Origin of the sequence: Novosphingobium ovatum, from assembly GCF_009909235.1 — a bacterium.
In the GTDB taxonomy this organism is placed as follows: Bacteria; Pseudomonadota; Alphaproteobacteria; order Sphingomonadales; family Sphingomonadaceae; genus Novosphingobium; species Novosphingobium ovatum.
Genome location: NZ_JAAAPO010000001.1, coordinates 677,050 through 693,804, shown reverse-complemented (window position 1 = coordinate 693,804; position 16,755 = coordinate 677,050). Strand labels below are relative to the sequence as shown.

Annotated in this window: 26 protein-coding genes; 25 read left to right on the top strand and 1 reads right to left on the bottom strand. The window is 64.6% G+C overall.

Annotated elements, in window-relative coordinates; genetic code table 11:
• Positions 1-7 precede the first annotated feature (7 nt).
• The 25 genes from GTZ99_RS03180 (at position 8) to GTZ99_RS03060 (ending at position 15,986) form a co-directional block, all read left to right on the top strand.
• Complete coding sequence (locus tag GTZ99_RS03180; protein ID WP_161716816.1) at positions 8-220, top strand: hypothetical protein; 213 nt, start codon at positions 8-10, stop codon at positions 218-220.
• Positions 217-708, top strand: a complete 492-nt coding sequence (locus tag GTZ99_RS03175) for a head completion/stabilization protein (RefSeq protein ID WP_161716815.1) — start codon at positions 217-219, stop codon at positions 706-708. The genes GTZ99_RS03180 and GTZ99_RS03175 overlap by 4 nt, the downstream gene beginning before the upstream one ends.
• Complete coding sequence (locus GTZ99_RS03170; RefSeq protein WP_161716814.1) at positions 705-980, top strand: hypothetical protein; 276 nt, start codon at positions 705-707, stop codon at positions 978-980. The genes GTZ99_RS03175 and GTZ99_RS03170 overlap by 4 nt, the downstream gene beginning before the upstream one ends.
• The gene (locus GTZ99_RS03165; protein WP_161716813.1) at positions 977-1,192 is read left to right on the top strand and encodes a tail protein X; all 216 of its coding nucleotides are present in this window, start codon (positions 977-979) and stop codon (positions 1,190-1,192) included. Before GTZ99_RS03170 ends, GTZ99_RS03165 begins: the two co-directional genes overlap by 4 nt.
• A 4-nt stretch (positions 1,193-1,196) precedes the next feature.
• A complete protein-coding gene (locus GTZ99_RS03160) occupies positions 1,197-1,661 on the top strand; it encodes a phage tail protein (protein WP_161716812.1) in 465 nt (154 codons plus the stop codon).
• Positions 1,661-2,140 (top strand): phage virion morphogenesis protein, encoded by a 480-nt coding sequence (locus GTZ99_RS03155; protein WP_161716811.1) that lies wholly within the window; start codon positions 1,661-1,663, stop codon positions 2,138-2,140. Before GTZ99_RS03160 ends, GTZ99_RS03155 begins: the two co-directional genes overlap by 1 nt.
• 68 nt (positions 2,141-2,208) lie before the next feature.
• Positions 2,209-3,057: a baseplate assembly protein gene (locus tag GTZ99_RS03150; RefSeq protein WP_161716810.1), complete on the top strand. Its 849-nt coding sequence runs from the start codon at positions 2,209-2,211 to the stop codon at positions 3,055-3,057.
• Positions 3,047-3,685 carry a phage tail protein I gene (locus GTZ99_RS03145; protein WP_161716809.1) on the top strand — a complete coding sequence of 213 codons (639 nt, stop codon included), beginning with the start codon at positions 3,047-3,049 and terminating at the stop codon, positions 3,683-3,685. The genes GTZ99_RS03150 and GTZ99_RS03145 overlap by 11 nt, the downstream gene beginning before the upstream one ends.
• A 1-nt stretch (position 3,686) precedes the next feature.
• Positions 3,687-4,613, top strand: a complete 927-nt coding sequence (locus GTZ99_RS03140; RefSeq protein ID WP_161716808.1) for a hypothetical protein — start codon at positions 3,687-3,689, stop codon at positions 4,611-4,613.
• A 22-nt stretch (positions 4,614-4,635) separates the two neighbouring features.
• On the top strand, positions 4,636-6,279 hold the full coding sequence (locus tag GTZ99_RS03135) for a pectate lyase family protein (protein WP_161716807.1): 1,644 nt from the start codon (positions 4,636-4,638) through the stop codon (positions 6,277-6,279).
• A gap of 10 nt (positions 6,280-6,289) precedes the next feature.
• Entirely contained in the window at positions 6,290-6,505 is a 216-nt protein-coding gene (locus GTZ99_RS03130) for a hypothetical protein (RefSeq protein ID WP_161716806.1), read from the top strand.
• Positions 6,495-7,040, top strand: a complete 546-nt coding sequence (locus tag GTZ99_RS03125; protein WP_161716805.1) for a TIGR02594 family protein — start codon at positions 6,495-6,497, stop codon at positions 7,038-7,040. The genes GTZ99_RS03130 and GTZ99_RS03125 overlap by 11 nt, the downstream gene beginning before the upstream one ends.
• Positions 7,041-7,049: 9 nt before the next feature.
• On the top strand, positions 7,050-7,307 hold the full coding sequence (locus GTZ99_RS03120; RefSeq protein ID WP_161716804.1) for a DUF7940 domain-containing protein: 258 nt from the start codon (positions 7,050-7,052) through the stop codon (positions 7,305-7,307).
• The gene (locus GTZ99_RS03115) at positions 7,304-7,744 is read left to right on the top strand and encodes a hypothetical protein (RefSeq protein WP_161716803.1); all 441 of its coding nucleotides are present in this window, start codon (positions 7,304-7,306) and stop codon (positions 7,742-7,744) included. The genes GTZ99_RS03120 and GTZ99_RS03115 overlap by 4 nt, the downstream gene beginning before the upstream one ends.
• A gap of 2 nt (positions 7,745-7,746) precedes the next feature.
• The gene (locus tag GTZ99_RS03110; RefSeq protein WP_161716802.1) at positions 7,747-8,025 is read left to right on the top strand and encodes a hypothetical protein; all 279 of its coding nucleotides are present in this window, start codon (positions 7,747-7,749) and stop codon (positions 8,023-8,025) included.
• Positions 8,026-8,335: 310 nt separating this feature from the next.
• Complete coding sequence (locus GTZ99_RS03105) at positions 8,336-8,839, top strand: hypothetical protein (RefSeq protein WP_161716801.1); 504 nt, start codon at positions 8,336-8,338, stop codon at positions 8,837-8,839.
• 129 nt (positions 8,840-8,968) lie between these two features.
• Positions 8,969-9,523: a phage baseplate assembly protein V gene (locus GTZ99_RS03100; protein ID WP_161716800.1), complete on the top strand. Its 555-nt coding sequence runs from the start codon at positions 8,969-8,971 to the stop codon at positions 9,521-9,523.
• A gap of 88 nt (positions 9,524-9,611) precedes the next feature.
• A complete protein-coding gene (locus GTZ99_RS03095) occupies positions 9,612-9,977 on the top strand; it encodes a GPW/gp25 family protein (protein WP_161716799.1) in 366 nt (121 codons plus the stop codon).
• A gap of 13 nt (positions 9,978-9,990) precedes the next feature.
• On the top strand, positions 9,991-11,151 hold the full coding sequence (locus GTZ99_RS03090) for a phage tail sheath subtilisin-like domain-containing protein (RefSeq protein WP_161716798.1): 1,161 nt from the start codon (positions 9,991-9,993) through the stop codon (positions 11,149-11,151).
• A 45-nt stretch (positions 11,152-11,196) separates the two neighbouring features.
• Positions 11,197-11,706, top strand: coding sequence for a phage major tail tube protein (locus GTZ99_RS03085; protein ID WP_161716797.1), 510 nt, complete (start codon positions 11,197-11,199; stop codon positions 11,704-11,706).
• A 120-nt stretch (positions 11,707-11,826) separates the two neighbouring features.
• Complete coding sequence (locus tag GTZ99_RS03080; protein ID WP_161716796.1) at positions 11,827-12,216, top strand: phage tail assembly protein; 390 nt, start codon at positions 11,827-11,829, stop codon at positions 12,214-12,216.
• Positions 12,126-12,353, top strand: coding sequence for a GpE family phage tail protein (locus GTZ99_RS16720; RefSeq protein WP_201742342.1), 228 nt, complete (start codon positions 12,126-12,128; stop codon positions 12,351-12,353). Before GTZ99_RS03080 ends, GTZ99_RS16720 begins: the two co-directional genes overlap by 91 nt.
• Complete coding sequence (locus GTZ99_RS03070; RefSeq protein WP_161716795.1) at positions 12,350-14,590, top strand: phage tail tape measure protein; 2,241 nt, start codon at positions 12,350-12,352, stop codon at positions 14,588-14,590. The genes GTZ99_RS16720 and GTZ99_RS03070 overlap by 4 nt, the downstream gene beginning before the upstream one ends.
• Positions 14,590-14,991, top strand: coding sequence for a phage tail protein (locus tag GTZ99_RS03065; RefSeq protein WP_161716794.1), 402 nt, complete (start codon positions 14,590-14,592; stop codon positions 14,989-14,991). Before GTZ99_RS03070 ends, GTZ99_RS03065 begins: the two co-directional genes overlap by 1 nt.
• A complete protein-coding gene (locus GTZ99_RS03060) occupies positions 14,991-15,986 on the top strand; it encodes a contractile injection system protein, VgrG/Pvc8 family (protein ID WP_161716793.1) in 996 nt (331 codons plus the stop codon). Before GTZ99_RS03065 ends, GTZ99_RS03060 begins: the two co-directional genes overlap by 1 nt.
• Here the strand turns inward: GTZ99_RS03060 and GTZ99_RS03055 are convergent.
• Entirely contained in the window at positions 15,983-16,681 is a 699-nt protein-coding gene (locus tag GTZ99_RS03055) for a hypothetical protein (protein ID WP_161716792.1), read from the bottom strand. The genes GTZ99_RS03060 and GTZ99_RS03055 overlap by 4 nt on opposite strands.
• Positions 16,682-16,755 lie beyond the last annotated feature (74 nt).

Here is a 16,755-nt window from a genome sequence, read left to right as displayed (position 1 = left end):
CCCGCAAATGCTTCAATCTGCAGCCGCCAACCCAGCCCTGTCCCTGTCCCTGATTTTTGCTCTCGGCATGTTGGTGGGCTGGAAGCTGAACGCTTTTCTCGGCGCGATATTCGTGCGCGCCATGACCCGGCTTATCATCTCCGGCGTCGGCCGTGATCATATGGTCGATCTTGTCGAACGAGGCTTTGACAAAATCGAACAGGGCAGGCGCGCGCCATGACCGGCCTGATCGCCACCCCCATCGCCCCGCCCGACACCCCCGGCGCCAGTGTAGCCGCCGATGGCTGGTTCCCGGCGGTGGCGCTGGCCGATGTGCGTGCCCATCAACAGCTGGGCGGCAGTTCCCTGACCGAAAGCCAGCTGATGTTCGCGGTCGAGGGCGCGATGCTGACCGCGATGCGCGCGCTGGCCACATGGCGCGCCGACCGTATCGCCGCCGGGGCCGACACGCTGGCCGATGCCACCACCGACACTATCGGCGGGCAAAATCTGGCGGTGCGGCTGTGGACGCGGGCGGTGGCGCTGTATGCCGCCGCCGATCTGGCCGCCGACAACCGCGACATCACCGCCACCGACAGCGCCCTCACCCGCGCCGCCGAAAAGGACACCGCCGCCGACGAGCTGCGCCGCAAGGCCCACGCCGCCATCGCCGATCTGTTGTCGATCGGCGGCACGCCGGTGCCGCGCAACCGGGTCAGCCTGATATGACCGACACCCCCACTCCCCTGTGCGTCAACTGCCGCCACCACTGGCTGCGCGTCTCCAGCGGTCAGGCCATCTGCACCCGCCCCTATCGCACGGCGGTGTGCCGGGTGTTCGGATCGCGCAACATCCCGCTGAACGCATTGGCCGAACACGAACGCAGCGCCTTTACCGGCCTCACCTCCACCCGCCTGAAATGCGGTCCACAGGGGCGCTTCTTTGATCCCGCGCCCCCTGCCACCCCGCCGCATCAGGGCAGCGGCGGACAACGCCCATGACCACCACCGCCACCGCCCTGTCCGGCGAAACCGTGGACGAACTGTGCTGGCGCGTGCTGGGCAAAACCGCCGCCGTCACCGAACAGGTGCTCGCTCTGAACCCCGGCCTTGCCGCGCTGGGGCCGCGCCTGCCGGGCGGCACTGTGGTGGTCCTGCCCGCGCTGGCCGATACCGCCAGTGCCACGATCGACATCGTCCAGCTGTGGGATTGACCCGGTGAACAAGATCAACGCCCTGCGCGCCTCCCTGACACAGGCTATGCCCGAACTGGCCGCCAGCCCCAAAAACCTGCGCATGTGGGTGGATCGCGGCACCGTTGGATCGCGCCATACCGCCACGCTGGGCTTTGGCTTCAAATACCGACTGAACGTCTTGCTGGTGGATTTCGCGTCCGACATCGCCGCGCTGGTGCTGCCGATCTGGATCTGGGCGCGGCTGCATCAGCCCGACCTGCTGGAACCCAAAACGGACGGCCTGTCCTTCGATGTCGATTTCATGTCCGCGACGCAGGCTGATATCCTGATCCAGATGGACCTGACCGAAAATGTCACGGCCACGGCACAGGACGGCGGCTACCGCCTGACCTATCTGCCCGAACCAACGCCCATGTTTGCCGATGATCTGCCGCCCGGCGGGCTGGAGGCAGTGCCACTGCTGTCCGCCATCCGGTTCGATCCCTGATGGGCGATGACCTTGCCCGGCTGGAGGAATGGTTCGGCCAGATCCTGCGCGGCCTGTCCCCCGCCGAACGCCGCCGCGCCACGCTGAAACTGGGTCAGGCCCTGCGCAAATCCAACCTTGCCCGCATCCGCGACAACGTCCAGCCGGACGGATCGGCGATGGAGCCGAAAAAGGCACGACTGGACAAGCGTGGCCGCCTGCGTGTGGCCGCCGGGGGCAAGATGTTTCAGGGCCTGCGCTATGCCAAACACTGGCGCATCGATGCGGCCGAGGATGGCGTCGAAATCCTGCCCATTGGCAAGGTCGCCACGCACACCGCCAGCATCCATCATTTCGGCGAAACCGTTACCGTGGGCCGCCTGCGCAATGGCGGCCGCATCCGTGCCAAACTGCCCGAACGCCGGATGCTGGGCTTTTCCGAGGCCGACATACAAACCGCCCTCTCCATCGCCGCCGACCTGCTGGAACCGGACGCGTGACGCGGTAAAGCCCGCCTTTACCGCCCCGCGCGCTCCCCGCGCGCGCGAAGTGGGGGCACGGTGTCGCCATGGCCGACACCACCACCGCGATTGATCTGTCCCAACTGCCCGCCCCCACCGTGGTCGAGACGCTGGACTATGCCACCATCCGCGCCGCGATGATCGCGCGGGTGCAGGAAACGCTGCCCAGCTGGGACGCAACCGTGGTCAGCGACCCTGCGGTCAAGGTGCTGGAGGTGGCGGCCTATCGCGAATTGCTGATCCGCCAGACGTTCAACGAGCGGGCCAAGCAGGTAATGCTGGCCTATGCCACCGACAGCAATCTGGACCATCTGGGCGCATTGCTGGGCGTGGCCCGGCTGGAGGATGAGAGCGACGATGATCTGCGCGCCCGTATCCAGCTGGCGCCCGACAGCTTCAGCGTGGCCGGCCCCGCTACCGCCTACAAATACCACGCCCTGTCGGCGGACAGCACGCTGGCCGATGCCTCGGTCACCTCGCCCACGCCCGGCGTTGTCCTGGTCTGCCTGTTGTCGGCCTCCGGCGATGGCACCGCGACCGAGGATCAGATCGCCAATGTCACCGCCGCGCTGGATGGCGTGCGCCCCCTGACCGATCAGGTGATCGTCCAATCGGCCACCATCGTGCCCTATGCGATCACCGCCGATCTGACGCTTTTCGATGGGCCGGACGCCAGCGTGGTGCTGGCCAGCGCACAGGCCAATGCGACAGCTTTTGTCACCTCTGCCCGGCGAATGGGGCGCAGCATCAACCGCGCCAATGTGTTCGCCGCGATCACCGTGGCGGGCGTGTCGAATGCCGCCCTGACCGGCCCGGCCGCCGATATCGCCATGGGCGCCACCGAATGCGGCCATTGCACCGGCATCACGATCACGGTGGCGGGCCGTGGGGAATAACGTCTCCCTCCTGCCGCCCAACGCCACCGCGCTGGAACAGGCACTGGCATCGGCCACCGCCACGATTGGCGAGGTGCCCACGCCCCTGCCCGAACTGTGGAACCCGGCCGATTGCCCGCTGTCTGTCCTGCCATGGCTGGCGTGGGGCCTGTCGGTCGATCGCTGGCGGCAGGACTGGACCGAGGCGCAAAAACGCGCCGCCGTGGCCGATGCCATCCCATCCGCCCGGATCAAGGGCGCGCGCGCCACGGTAATGGCCGTGGTGGCCGAATATGATCCGCGCCTGACGCTGACCGAATGGTGGCAGGACGGCGGCAGCGGCACGCCCCACACCTTTCACGTCACCGCCCCGATGAATGATGGCGGCGCGGCCACATTTACCGCGGACTTTGCCCGCGACCTGCATGCCGCCGTCAGCCGGGTCAAACCCGCCCGCGCCCATTTCCACCTGCGCCAGAGGGTTGACGCGGCCACCACCCTGCCGGTGGTCTGCTACGCCCGCGCCTATCGCTACGAACGGCTATTTGCCGCCACCGCCCCCGACAATCCCGACGCCGATCTGGCGCTGCAGACCGAATATGGCGAACCGATCGAGGGCGCCGATGGCCTGACACTGGAGGACCACTGACATGAGCGCCATTCAGGTCACATTGACCCGCGCGGGCCTTGCTGCGCTGATCGCCGATGAAGGCGCCGCCTTCAGTCCTGCCGTCATAACCCAGATCGGCCTGACGCATGCGGCCTTTACCGTGGCATCCACCCTGACCGCGCTGCCGGGTGAGTTCAAACGGCTGTCGGTCAGCGGTGAGGCGGCAGGCGACGATGTGCTGCACATCATCGCCCTGGACGACAGCGCCGACATCTATGCCTATTCCGGCTTTGGCATCTATCTGGACGATGGCACGCTGTTCGCGGTCTATGGTCAGGCCGATGACATCGCGGGCAAGGCCGAAGTGTCGGCCACCTATATCGTCACCGATATCGCGCTGGGGGCCGGGCAGAGCGCCAACGTCACATTTGGCGACACCACGATCACCAATCCGCCTGCCACCACCACCCGGCAGGGCGTGGTCGAACTGGCCACCAATGCCGAGGCCAAGGCGGGCGTGGACGCCCTGCGCGCCCTGACCCCGGCAGCGGCAAAGTCGGCGGTGCTGGACTGGATCGGTTATACGCCGCTGGACGAGGCCGATTTCACCGGCGCGGCGGTGCTGGCCCTGATCACCCCCATGCTGACCACCGGAACCACGAATGGCGTCGAATGGGAACGGGGCGCGGGCGATGTCTTGCGGCAATGGGGCCAGATCACGCTGACGGGCGGCACCAATGTCGAGACCGGAACGCTCCCCCTGCCCCATGCGTTCCAGGCCGGGACATGGGCGCCCAGCGGCAACCTGCATTTTCCGCCACAGTCCAATTGGCACAACGGCACGGTCATCCTGCGGGTCGAAAATGGCGATCAGTTGGTCTGGACCGCCGATACCACCGACATCGGCCACCAGTTTCAGGCCGGACAGACGTTCTCGTTCAGCATCATTGGCCGCATCGCGGCGTGACCCCCGGCCATAGGATCTTGCCATGGTGAAAATCACCGATCTCCCCATCGCCGAAAGCCTGACTGGCAACGAGGTTGTTGTCCTGGTCAAGGATGGCGCCTCCCATCGCGCGCCCATCTCGGGCCTTGTCGACGCCGCTGTCGCCCCTGCGCTGGCGACCACCACCATCGCCCGCAATCAGGCCGTGGCCGCGCGGGATGTGTCGACGGGGGCGCTGGATGCGGCCATCGCAGCGCGCGATGCGGCGCAGGTGGCCAGTGCAGCCGCCGCAACGGCGCGTGATGCGACCACCACCGCCCGCGATCAGGCCATGGCCGCGCGGGATGTGGCCACCACCGCGCGCGATGCGGCGATCGCGGCGCGCGATGCCGCCGATGCCGCCAGCGCCTCTACCGCTGCGGCGGTGGGGGTAGAGGCCACCCGCGCGCAGGCGGCCGAGGCCGCGCTGGCCGGTGCCGGGTTCATCACCGCGTCATCGCTGGGCATCCTGCCCGACAGCGCCACCGACCACACCGCCGCGATCAACGCCGCGCTGACGGCGGGCAAGCCGCTGTTGCTGGATGGCAGCCCGACCGGGGTTTACATGGTCAGCAACATTGTTGTGCCCAATGGCGCGGTGCTGATGGGGGCCGGACGGGGCCGCGCCGTCCTGCGGCAAAAGGCGGGCAGCACCGGCCCTGTGGTGGCGAATGCCACCGGCAATGACGCCAACATCACCATCGCCAGCCTGACCATTGATGGCGCGAACGTAGGCAGCGCGAACATCGGGCTGGACCTGAATTTCACCGGAACGTGGACTAGCCACGCGAACACGAACCGCTTTGGCAAGGGCGATCCGCGCAACAGCGTTTATGACGTGCTGATCCTGAACACCACTGGCTCTGGTATGCGGGTGCAGGGCAGCGGGGCCAATTATTTCGACCGCATCTGGACGATGGATTGCGGCGGACATGGCTTTGAATTGCTGGGCTATGACAGCTTTTACAGCAATCTGGACAGCGGCGCATCGGGCAAGTGCGGGTTCTATTTCGGCTCAACCTTCGCCAACAACCGCGTGTCCAATATCAAGGCTTGGTATTCCGGCCAGAGCGACCGCAGCACATACGGGCAAGGACTGTTTCTGGACGGTTCTTTCCGCAACCAGTTCGGCCCGATTGAGGTGCAGAACAGCGGCACGACCGGGGTTTACCTGAAAGTGGCGAATTACAACATGTTCGGCGCGATCAATGTCGAAGGCCCCCCCGGATATTCGGCAACGTTCACGGCCACAAGCCACCCGTTGCCACAGGCATTTGACGGGCTGGTGCTAGAGGACAGCAGCGGCAACGTTTTCCCGGCCGTGCTGATCGCGGATCGGGGCAGCTCGCCCTATTCGCTACGTTACGGCATTGTGATCCGTAAAACCGCCACCGGCACGGGCACCGCGTCCAACAACATCACCGCATCGATCTGGAACAAGACCGGCAACACCATCAGTTTGGAAGGCAGCAACTCGCAAGGGTCCAACCTGGTCTGGATCAACGGCGGCGAAATGCGCCTGAAGCAATGGTATGTGGGCGACACGCCCCGCTATGCCAATGACACGGCGGCGGCGACCGGCGGTTTGATCGTGGGGCAAACCTACATCAACACCGCCACCGGCGCCCTGACGATGCGCCTGACGTGAGGGGGCCGGGATGCGCCACCTGATCGACCACCTGTCCGATGGCGCGAAAACCGCGCTGGACGCCATCAGCATCACCGCCCTGGTCGGGAGTATCGTCAGCATGTTCCCGGCCGTCGCCTCGCTGCTCACCATCATCTGGACCGCCATTCGCATCTACGAAACGGACACCGTGCAGCGGTGGGTGGCGGGACGCGCTTTGCCAAAGGACCGCCCCGATGCCGAATGACCTGCAAAAATACCCCCATCTGACCGCGCCCGATGCCCCGCGCATGATCGCGGTGGCCGTGCCCCTGTTGGGCGTGGCCGAGGTGGTGGGGCATGGATCGAACGCCACCATCATCAGCTGGCGCGACGAACTGATCGCCTCCGGGGCCAACGTGGCCGGATTGTCCGATGATGATGTGCCGTGGTGCGGGCTGTTCGTGGCCCTGTGCGCCCATCGCGCGGGCAAGCCCGTGGTGGCCGATCCCCTGTGGGCGCGCAACTGGAGCAAATTCGGGACCCGCGCCGACCGGGTGTCGCTGGGCGATGTGCTGGTGTTCAGCCGCAAGGGCGGTGGCGGCCATGTCGGCCTGTATGTGGCCGAAGATGCCCAGCAATACCACGTCCTGGGCGGCAATCAGGGCAACCGGGTGGCGATCGAAACGATCCCCAAATGGCGCTGCATCGACCGCCGCCGCCCGCCCTATCATCAACAGCCCGCCAGCGTCCGCCCCTATCAGGTGGCCGCCGGGGGCGTTGTTTCCATCAGTCAGGCATAGGAGGCCGACATGCGTTTGACCCTGATCGAAAATTGGGCGCGGCATCTGTGGGCCGCGTGGTCGGTGCGGATCGCCTATCTGGTGGCGCTGCCCGGCATCGTGTGGCCAGTCATCCCGGATGATGTGCGCGCCGCGTTGCCGCCCGAATATGTCCAGATTTTTGCCATCGTGGCCGCCGTGTCGATCGCGGTGGCGCGGGTGGTCAATCAGCCCAAATTGACCGGGGCGGGCCAGACGGGGGCGGAACAGTCGGGGGCGGGCGAATGAGCGCCGCCGCGATCTGGGCCGCCGTGCGCGCGTGGCGGCTGTGGCGCGGGCTGGGCGGGGTGTGGCGCTGGCTGATCGCGGATCAGTGGCGATTGGCCGCCGTGGCGCTGGGGCTGGCGCTGGTGATCGATCACACGGGCGCGCACCGGCGCGATCGGCAATGGGCGGCGGCGTTCGCCCGGATGCAGCGCGCCTATACCGTCACCACCGATGCGCTGATCCGTCAAAACGCGGCGGTCGATCGATGGCGCATCGCCGCCCAGGCGCGCAAGGATGCCGCCACGCGGGCGCTGGCCAGCGCGCGCCAGGACAACCGCAGCCTGTTGGCCGGGGCCGCGCGGATTGAACAGGCCGCGCCGTCCCATGGCGGTGGCACCGCACCCACCGACCAATGCACCACCCCGCCCGAAGTGCTGGCGGCAAAGGGGGATTTATGATCGTGCGATACATTGCATCGATGGTGGCGCTGGGCGCTTTGCTGATTTTGGGCCTGGGCGGATGCGCCCCGGCGATCCAGCCACCGCGCAGCGTATCGGTGCCGATCGCCACACCATGCGTTGACAGCGCCCAGATCCCGGCCGAACCCGCCCGCGCAGGCCCGGCATTGACGGGCGAGGCGCGCCACGACGCCAGCATCCTTGCCGCCAGCAACCTGCGCCTGCGCGCCGCGTTCCGCGAGGCGCGGGCGTTGCTGGTGGGGTGTGTGGCGGGGGAATAGTCCAAGCGGTCCGCCCAAGTGCGTCAGCTCGACAAGCTGCGGATCAATGCGGGGTGGCAGTAAACGGCTGCTCAAATTTGTGTGCATCTATTGCTACGTTCTCGACTCGTGCGTTTCCATCTGCTGACGTATTCCTTTCTAAAGCAGGGGATTCGAAGTGGCAGACGAAAATTCTAAGGGCAAAGATCAGAGCTCGCAAAACCGTCATGACATGGCAAATGACAGTACACAAAAATTTAACAATCAGGATCGTGCAGGGCGCATTTCATCATTCGATCGCCCTGCACCAAAGCCAAAGAAGGATTAAGGCGTGACGCGCGACGATTTGGAATTCTGGGCCGAAGTATCCGCTCGCTATCACCGTCGTCGCGCCGCCTTTTTAGCTCGGGCGAGTGCTTTCATGTCCGCGGCAACGCTTTTTGGCGGTGCTGGCGCATTTGCAAGCCTTTTCGGAACCGAAACGCTATGGGCAAAAATCATCACACTTTGCCTGACGTTTTTGGGGGTACTGCAAATTGTGTGTCAAATAGATCGCAATGCAGCTATTCATGAGCGCTGGCTATCTCAGTGGAATGAGCTTCTTTTTGAGCTGCATGTAACACCGGAAAGCAACGAGCATGATCTACGCCGATGGACTGAACGATTTTATCGCATAGAAAGCGAATGCATCGGCCACATGAAAGCACTTGCGAATGACTGCTTTAACAGCGCAATGTTGGGATTAGGCAGAGAAGACAACAATCCTTACAGGCTAAAGCTATACCATCGCCTATTTATGCATTTTTTATCATTTGAAAACGGAAATTTCAAATGATTGCGGCAATTGCACGAAATTCATTAGATGTTGAACTTACCGGACGGTAGGGATCTCAAAGCAGGTAAACCCGCCCATTACCGCCCCACCCCGCCCCGCGCGCGCCCTGCCGATGATACGCCTGCGCCCATGGATAGCGACGAAGACATCCCGCTCGACCCGTCCACGCTGATCCGGTTGGGCGTGGTCACACAGGTCACGATGAACCCGCCACGATGCCGGGTGCGGTTTGGCGATCCTGATGCAGACGATGGCGATGTCGAAACCCCGCCCATCCGTTGGCTGGCCATGCGCGCGGGCAAGACGCGCAAATGGTCGCCCCCGGACGAGGGCGAGGAGGTCGTGCTACTGACGCCCGATGGGCAGATCGGCAACGCGGTCGCGCTGCTGGGGCTGAACAATGACAACGCCCCGCCGCCCGGATCAACCACCGGCGATCTGACCGAGTATGAGGACGGCGCCCGCATCAGCTATGACCCGGCCACCCATGCCCTGAACGCGGAACTGCCCGATGGTGCCACCGCCCTGATCCGCGCCGCCACCATCACGCTGGACGGCAATGTGCATGTCACCGGCACGCTGAGCGCCGACACAGACGTCACCGCCGCCGGGATCAGCCTGAAGGGCCACCGGCACGCGGGTATCCAGCGCGGGGGCGGCACCACCGATCCGCCCGCCGCCTGACCCGCACCCCAGACCGGCGCAAAGGTAAAGCGCGCCATTACCGCCCCGCCCGCTGGCCTTGCGCGCGCGAATGCCATCTGGTGCGCGCATGAACGGAATGGACGCCTCCACCGGAACGGCCCTGTCGGGCAATGCGCATCTGGCGCAGTCGATCGGCGATATCCTGTCCACGCCCATCGGCACGCGGGTGATGCTGCGCGATTATGGCTCGCTGTTGGTCGAACTGATGGACCGCCCCATCAATGCCGCCACCGCCATGCTGATGCGCGCGGCCACCGCCACGGCAATCGCACAGTGGGAGCCGCGCATAACGCTCACCCGCGTCCAGATCGGCGGCACGCCCGCCGCTGGCAACCTGTCGATCCAGATCACCGGCACCCTGACCGATCAGGCCAGCAAGACCCAGCTGGCCCAGCTCACCATCCCCATCCGCCGCTCTGCCGCCTCCAGCTAAAGGACTGCCCCCCATGACCCACGGCCTGACCCTGACCGAAAGCGCCACCAGCGCCCGCACCACCAGCCCCGTGTCGATGTCGACCATCGGCATCATCGCCACCGCCACGGCCGCCGCTGGCGCGGCCACCACGGCGCTGGACGCGGCCTTTCCGCTCAACACCCCGGTGCTGGTCACCGACATCGATGCGGCGCTGGGCAATGCAGGCACCGGCGGCACGCTGGCCCCGACGCTGGAGGCGATTGGCGATATCACCACGCCCGTCCTGGTGGTGGTGCGCGTGGCTGCTGGCGAGACCGAGGCGGCGACCAACGCCAATGTCATCGGCGGCACCGATGGCAACCACTACACCGGCATTCAGGCACTGCTGGCGGCCGAACATATTCTGGGCGTGCGCCCACGCATCATCGGCGCGCCGGGGCTGGATACGCAGGAGGTAACCGCCGAACTGGCCATTGCCGCCCGTCGCCTGCGCGGGCGCGTATATGCCCGCGCCATCGGGGCCGATGCGGCCGCCGTGAATGCCTATCGCGATGAATTTGCCGACCGCGAACTGACGCTGATCTGGCCCAACACCGGCACGTTTGTGGGCGATGCCACCGCCCGCGCGCTGGCCCTGCGCGCCATGATCGACGAGACGCAGGGCTATCACAAAACGATCAGCAACGTCGCCATCAGCGGCGTGACCGGCCTGACGCATGACGTGCATTTCGACCTGCTGGACCCCAGCACCGAGGCAGGCGTGCTGAACAGCCACGATATCGTGACGCTGGTGCGCTATGGCGGCGGCTATCGCTATTGGGGCAACACCACCTGCGCGGGGGCGGATCAGACCGAATACCGGTTCGAAAGCGCGGTGCGCACCCTGCACGCGCTGCAGGACATCCTGATCTCCGTGGTGTTCCCCTATTTCGACAAGCCGATGACCGTCGCCCTGATCAAGGATCTGCTCGAGACGGCGAACAAGGCCTACAAGGCGGAAAAGACCGCCGGGCGCGTCATGGGGGCCAAGGTCTATTTCGACGAGGACGCCAACACCTCGGCCGAGCTGGCGGCGGGCCGCCCCAAGTTCCGCATCGAGTTCACCCCCTGCGCGCCGCTGGATAATCCGACGGTCAACCTGAACATTTCCGACATTTTCTACACCGGCTTTGCCGATGCGGTGAACGCCTGACGGGCGCGCCTGTCCCCTCCCCCTCTTTGCTGAAAGGATACCGCGATGGGCCTGCCCCGCGAATGCAAAAACTGGAACATCTATGGCAACGGCGCGTCCTATCTGGGCATCGCGTCCGAGTTCGAGGAGCCAAAGCTGGCCATCGCCATGGAGGACATGCGCAATGGCGGCATGATCGGCCCGGTAAAGGTCGATCGCGGGCTGGAGGCGATGGAGGCCAGCGCCACCATGTCGGGCCATGTGGTCGAGCTGATCCGCAATTTCGGCACCACCGACATCGAGGGCACCCGCCTGCGCTTTGTCGGGGCCTATCAATCCGATGACGGCAGCGCCGCCCAGGCGGTGGAAATCTATATGGGCGGCCGGTTTCAGGAGATCGATTTTGGCAAGGCCAAGCCAAAAGACGGCACCGAGCACAAGTTCAAGCTGCCGCTGAACTATTACCGCCGCGTGGTCGACGGCACGACCGAGGTCGAGATCGACATGCTGAACGGCGTTTTCATCGTCGGCGGCATCGATCGCTATGCCGAGATCATGGCGATCATCACCAGCTGATCCTGATCAGATCCGGCGCGCGGTCCTGTTGCGGGGCGCCGCGTGCCGGTGGGGCGGTGGCCATCTGCCCTTGGTCACCGCCCCCATCCCGCCCCGCAATCCGCATGAAAGGCCCCGCACATGACCGACACGCCCATCCCCACCGAACCGGCCACCGATGCCAGCATTGCCGATGCCGCCGCCCCCGCGCCGCGTCCGCGCACGCACACCATCATCCTGACCGACCCCATCCAGCGCGGATCGACCCAGATCACCCAAATCACCCTGCGCAAGCCCAAGGCGTTCGAGCTGGACGGCCTGTCGATGCCCGACATCGGCATGATGCAGACCAAAACCGTGATCGAGCTGGTGACACGCTTTTCCGAACCCACCCTGACCAAGGTCGAGGCGCGCAATCTGGACGGCGATGATCTGATGGAATGCGCCGGTGCCTTCCGCGATTTTTTTATGACCAAGGCCGAGCGGCAGGCGTTCGAGGCGATGATCGCGCAACAGATGTCTGGGATCTGATCGCGGATATCGCGTTCATTTTCCATTGGCCGCTGGCCGATCTGCGCGCGCTGGACTGTGACGAATTGCTGCACTGGCACGAACTGGCGCTGGACCGCTGGCAAAAGGCCAACCCACCACCAAAGGACGCCCCATGAGCGACAAGAAGCTGTCCCTGCTGGTCAATTTCATCAGCATCGACAAAATCACCGGCACGATGAAAGGCATCGTCGGGCTGGGTCGCGATGGGTCGAAATCGATCAAGGCGCTGACCGGCGAGACCAAGAAGCTGGATAACCAGATGGGCAGCCTGCAGAAAAAGCTGGCGGCCAGCATCCAAAGCAACAGCGCCAACATGACCGAACTGATGGCGCAGCACCGTCAGCTGGCGGCCGAGATCGCAAGGGTGAACGCCCAGCTGGAACGGCAAAAGCGTCTGGCCGTGATCAGCGCCGATCACCGCACGATGCAGCGCCATGGCGCCGAAATGCGCGATCGCGGGTCGGCCAACATGATGGGCGGCGTGGGGATGGCCACGCCCTTCATTCTGGCCAGCAAGCAGGCGATGGATTTTTCCAGCGGCATGGTCGACATCCAGCAAAAGGCGAACCTGACCAACGCCGAAACAGCGGCGATGACGGTCAATATCCTGCGCCTGGGCAAGGCCGCGCACCAAATGCCAGAGGATATGCGCGCCGCCGTCGATGTGCTGGCATCGCGCGGCATGGACCCGCGACAGGCGGTGCAGATGGTGGGCGCCATTGGCCGTCTGGGCACCGCGTTCAAGGTGGAATTGGCCGATGGCGCGGCGGCGGCCTATGCCAATATCGACAACCTGAAGGTGCCGATTGCCGAAACATCGCGCGCGCTGGACATCATGGCGGCGGCGGGCAACGCGGGGGCGTTTGAGGTAAAGGACATGGCCCGGCATTTCCCCGGCCTGACCGCGCAGATGGGCGCGCTGGGGCAAAAGGGCACACCCGCCGTGGCCGACCTGTCCGCCGCCCTGCAGATCGCGTTCTCGTCCGCCCGCGATGCGGATGAGGCAGCGAACAATATCAGCGGGTTGCTGAGCAAAATTTACGCCCCCGACACCGTCGAAAAATTCGCAAAGGTGGGCATCAACGTTTTCGCCGAAATGGAAAAGGCCGCGAAAAAAGGCATCACCCCGTTGGAAGAGATCGCCCTGCTGACACAGCGCGCGACCAAGGGCGACCTGAAAAAAATCGGCAATTTCTTTGGCGAGGAGCAATCGACAAAGGCCCTGCAGGCCCTGATCCCCAACATGGACAAATACCGCCAGATGCGCGCCCAGATCAGCAAGGCGGACGGCACCACCGACCGCGCCTTTGCCCAGCGTGAGGCGCAGGATGCCACGGTCAAATGGCGCGATTTCATGGGATCGGTACAGCGGTTGGGCATTGTCCTGGGCAACGGCTTTTTGCCTGCCGCCACGCAGTTCATGGATGCCACCACCGGCATGATGACGGCGGTGGGTGAATTTGCCCAGGCCAACCCCGGCCTCACCTCCACACTGATGATGCTGGCTGGCGGCGCGGTGGCCGCACGCATCGCGGTGGGCGGCCTGCAATGGGTGTTTGGCGGGCTGATCGGCCCCATCGCCGATGCGATCAAATTGTTCCGAACAGCAAAGGAGTTGGGAACGTTCGCCACCATCGCCTCGCGCACGGCATCGATCGCAGGCACAGCGTTCTCGATCCTACGTACCGGCGCGCTGTTCCTTGCACGCGGGGTAATGCAGGCTGGCATGATGATGCTGGCTAATCCTGTTGTGGCAGCCATCGTCGGCATCATCGCGGTGGTCGGACTGGCTGGGTATATGATCTATACCCATTGGGACACGATCAAGGCCGCGTTTAATCAGGGCATCGCATGGGTCACCGCCAAGCTAACTGCCGCCAAGGACTGGCTGTCCAATCTGGGATCGATGATGATGCAGGGGCTGTTGCTGGCGCTAAACCCGGCATTGCTGGCGAATAAGCTGATCCAGATCGCGCGCAGCGGCATCACCGCGTTCAAGAATTTCTTCGGGATCAAATCACCATCGCGCCTGATGCTGGCGATGGGCGGGCACATCACCACCGGCCTGTCGCGCGGGATCGATGGCGGGGCGGGCGATCCAATCCTGTCGGCGCGGCGCATGGCCAATGGTGTGGCGGCGGCGGGCACCCCGCCGATGATCGGCGCGGGCCGCATCACCCCGGCACGGGGCGCAGGCATCACCAGCGGCCCCGCCCCCACCGCCGGGCCTATCACCATTCAGGTCTATGGCGCGGCGGGGCAATCTGTGGACGCGCTGGCCGATGCGGTGATCCGGCGGATCGAACAGAAAACCGGCGTGCGCGCCCGGTCCAGCCATGATGGGGGCCGCTGATGGCATCGGCCGCCCTGTCGCCCGCGCATCTGATGACGCTGGGCATGTTTGTGTTTGGCATGGACACCGCCGCCTATGACACGTTCACCCATCGCATCGGGTGGCGCCATGAACAGACCGAACGGTTCATGGCCCTGCCCGCATCGCAATTCGTCGGGCCGGGCGAAACCGCCGTAAGCCTGTCTGGCATCGTCGTCCCGGAAATCGCGGGCACATATTCGGCCCTGACCACGCTGGAACAGATGGCCGACACCGGCGCCTATTGGCCGCTGCTAGACGGCATGGGCAATGTGCTGGGCCATTTTGCGATCATCAGTCTGGATCGGGCCTATCAGGCGATCATGGCCGGCGGCATCCCGCGCGCCATCGCCTTTACCCTTGAACTAAAACGGATGGCCTGATGCAGCCCAATGTCCCCGCCATCCGCCTGACCCTGCCCGATGGCACCGATCTGGCCAGCGGCGTCAATCCGCGGCTGATCGAAATGACCCTGTCGGAAAAGCGCGGAGGCGAGGCCGACACGCTGGAGCTGACGCTGCACAACCACGATGGCCGGTTGCCCGCCCCGCCCAAGGGCAAGATCCTGAAGCTGGAGATGGGATGGACCAGTGGCGAACAGGTGGCCATCGGCCTGATCAACAAGGGCCGGTTCAAGGTGGACGAGGTGGAGGAGAGCGGCCCCCCGGACAAGATCACCATCCGCGCCCGCGCCACCGATCTGGGTAGCACGGCATCGCGCCGCCGCACGCGCGCCTGGCATGACACCACGTTGGGCGCGGTCCTGACCGAAATCGCCACGCGCAACAATGGCACGGTCAGCATCCACCCCGATCTGGCCGCCCTGCCCATTGCATCGCTGGAACAGAACAACAAATCGGACATGGCGCTAGTTCAGGATCTGGGCCGCCGTTTTGACGCACTAGCCACGTGGAAGGACCGGCGGCTGGTGTTCATGCCCATGGGCAGCGAAACCACGGCCAGCGGCAAGACGATCCCCGCCGCCACCATCACCCGTAACGCCGGGTGGGCATGGCGTTTCGTCGCGGCCGACCGCAACGCACAGGATGGCGCAGAGGCGCAATACCACGACCACGCCACCGGCCAGCGCAAAACGGTATCGACGGGGGGCGATAACCGCCACCGCCTGAAACGCGTCTATGCCACCAAGGCCGAGGCGGAACAGGCCGCCAAATCCGCCGCGTCACAGCGCGCGCGGGGCAAACGGACGTTTGAATATGATCTGGGGCTGGCCGATTGCACGCTGCGGCCAAATCAGCGCGTCACCCTGTCGGGCTGGTCCGATGCCGTCACCGCCACCAAATGGCTGATCGACAGCATCGAAACCCACATGGGCGCCAGCGGCATGACGCAAAAGCTGACGTTCGAGGGGGCTTAGGGGCGTCCCCGTTTGATCATAGTGATGTATGTGTCTGCCTTGGTTGCCGCCATTTCACGGCTGGTCTCATTCAATCGCCCACAATCTGACACCAGACTGGACGCGTCCACGTCCTGCGCAGCCACGGCATTCATACTGCCGATCACCAAGCGCCACGCACATCCATCGATCTTGTCAATTATCACGGCTCCATCGCAACCCGTGGTGCGACAATACGCCGCATTGCGTTGCCCCTGATAATCACCACGCCACGCCTTAGGCCAGTCACTGCGCGAAAACTTCACCCTAGTGGTCTCGCACATCGCGTCCTGACACAATCCTGTGACCGGCGCCTCTGGTGCGTATTTGGGCAGTAGGATCTGTTCCCAATTCGCCTCGGCCTCGGTCCTCGCTTGCTGCAGGGTTGCATCGCTCACTTCTGCCTCGACCGGCGAAGGCGAAGGTGCCGCCGACGAAGTGGCGATTGTAATGGGTTCATCATTATCCGAACGACTGGTGCACCACGACAACGCCCCAATAATTAGCAACAGCAATAAGCAGCCCAGCCCAAACGCAGTGCGGTGATCGCTTTTCCGCTTAACGATTTCGGCATCAGTAAATGTCTGCTGACAATGCGGGCAACGCACCGCCGCGATCGCAATGGGTTCCTTGCACCAAGGGCAAGGGGTTTCATTCCACTCTGGCTTTTTGGGCACAAGATATTCTCACGATCTAGATAGCTGATCGACAGCATCGAAACCTGCATCGGCGCCAGCGGCATGACGCAAAA

Coding starts and splice junctions, on each gene's coding strand:
- GTZ99_RS03180 (WP_161716816.1), top strand. CDS start 8: ATGCTTCAATCTGCAGCCGCCAACCCAGCCCTGTCCCTGTCCCTGATT.
- GTZ99_RS03175 (WP_161716815.1), top strand. CDS start 217: ATGACCGGCCTGATCGCCACCCCCATCGCCCCGCCCGACACCCCCGGC.
- GTZ99_RS03170 (WP_161716814.1), top strand. CDS start 705: ATGACCGACACCCCCACTCCCCTGTGCGTCAACTGCCGCCACCACTGG.
- GTZ99_RS03165 (WP_161716813.1), top strand. CDS start 977: ATGACCACCACCGCCACCGCCCTGTCCGGCGAAACCGTGGACGAACTG.
- GTZ99_RS03155 (WP_161716811.1), top strand. CDS start 1,661: ATGGGCGATGACCTTGCCCGGCTGGAGGAATGGTTCGGCCAGATCCTG.
- GTZ99_RS03150 (WP_161716810.1), top strand. CDS start 2,209: ATGGCCGACACCACCACCGCGATTGATCTGTCCCAACTGCCCGCCCCC.
- GTZ99_RS03140 (WP_161716808.1), top strand. CDS start 3,687: ATGAGCGCCATTCAGGTCACATTGACCCGCGCGGGCCTTGCTGCGCTG.
- GTZ99_RS03135 (WP_161716807.1), top strand. CDS start 4,636: ATGGTGAAAATCACCGATCTCCCCATCGCCGAAAGCCTGACTGGCAAC.
- GTZ99_RS03130 (WP_161716806.1), top strand. CDS start 6,290: ATGCGCCACCTGATCGACCACCTGTCCGATGGCGCGAAAACCGCGCTG.
- GTZ99_RS03125 (WP_161716805.1), top strand. CDS start 6,495: ATGCCGAATGACCTGCAAAAATACCCCCATCTGACCGCGCCCGATGCC.
- GTZ99_RS03120 (WP_161716804.1), top strand. CDS start 7,050: ATGCGTTTGACCCTGATCGAAAATTGGGCGCGGCATCTGTGGGCCGCG.
- GTZ99_RS03115 (WP_161716803.1), top strand. CDS start 7,304: ATGAGCGCCGCCGCGATCTGGGCCGCCGTGCGCGCGTGGCGGCTGTGG.
- GTZ99_RS03100 (WP_161716800.1), top strand. CDS start 8,969: ATGGATAGCGACGAAGACATCCCGCTCGACCCGTCCACGCTGATCCGG.
- GTZ99_RS03095 (WP_161716799.1), top strand. CDS start 9,612: ATGAACGGAATGGACGCCTCCACCGGAACGGCCCTGTCGGGCAATGCG.
- GTZ99_RS03090 (WP_161716798.1), top strand. CDS start 9,991: ATGACCCACGGCCTGACCCTGACCGAAAGCGCCACCAGCGCCCGCACC.
- GTZ99_RS03085 (WP_161716797.1), top strand. CDS start 11,197: ATGGGCCTGCCCCGCGAATGCAAAAACTGGAACATCTATGGCAACGGC.
- GTZ99_RS03080 (WP_161716796.1), top strand. CDS start 11,827: ATGACCGACACGCCCATCCCCACCGAACCGGCCACCGATGCCAGCATT.
- GTZ99_RS16720 (WP_201742342.1), top strand. CDS start 12,126: ATGCGCCGGTGCCTTCCGCGATTTTTTTATGACCAAGGCCGAGCGGCA.
- GTZ99_RS03070 (WP_161716795.1), top strand. CDS start 12,350: ATGAGCGACAAGAAGCTGTCCCTGCTGGTCAATTTCATCAGCATCGAC.
- GTZ99_RS03065 (WP_161716794.1), top strand. CDS start 14,590: ATGGCATCGGCCGCCCTGTCGCCCGCGCATCTGATGACGCTGGGCATG.
- GTZ99_RS03060 (WP_161716793.1), top strand. CDS start 14,991: ATGCAGCCCAATGTCCCCGCCATCCGCCTGACCCTGCCCGATGGCACC.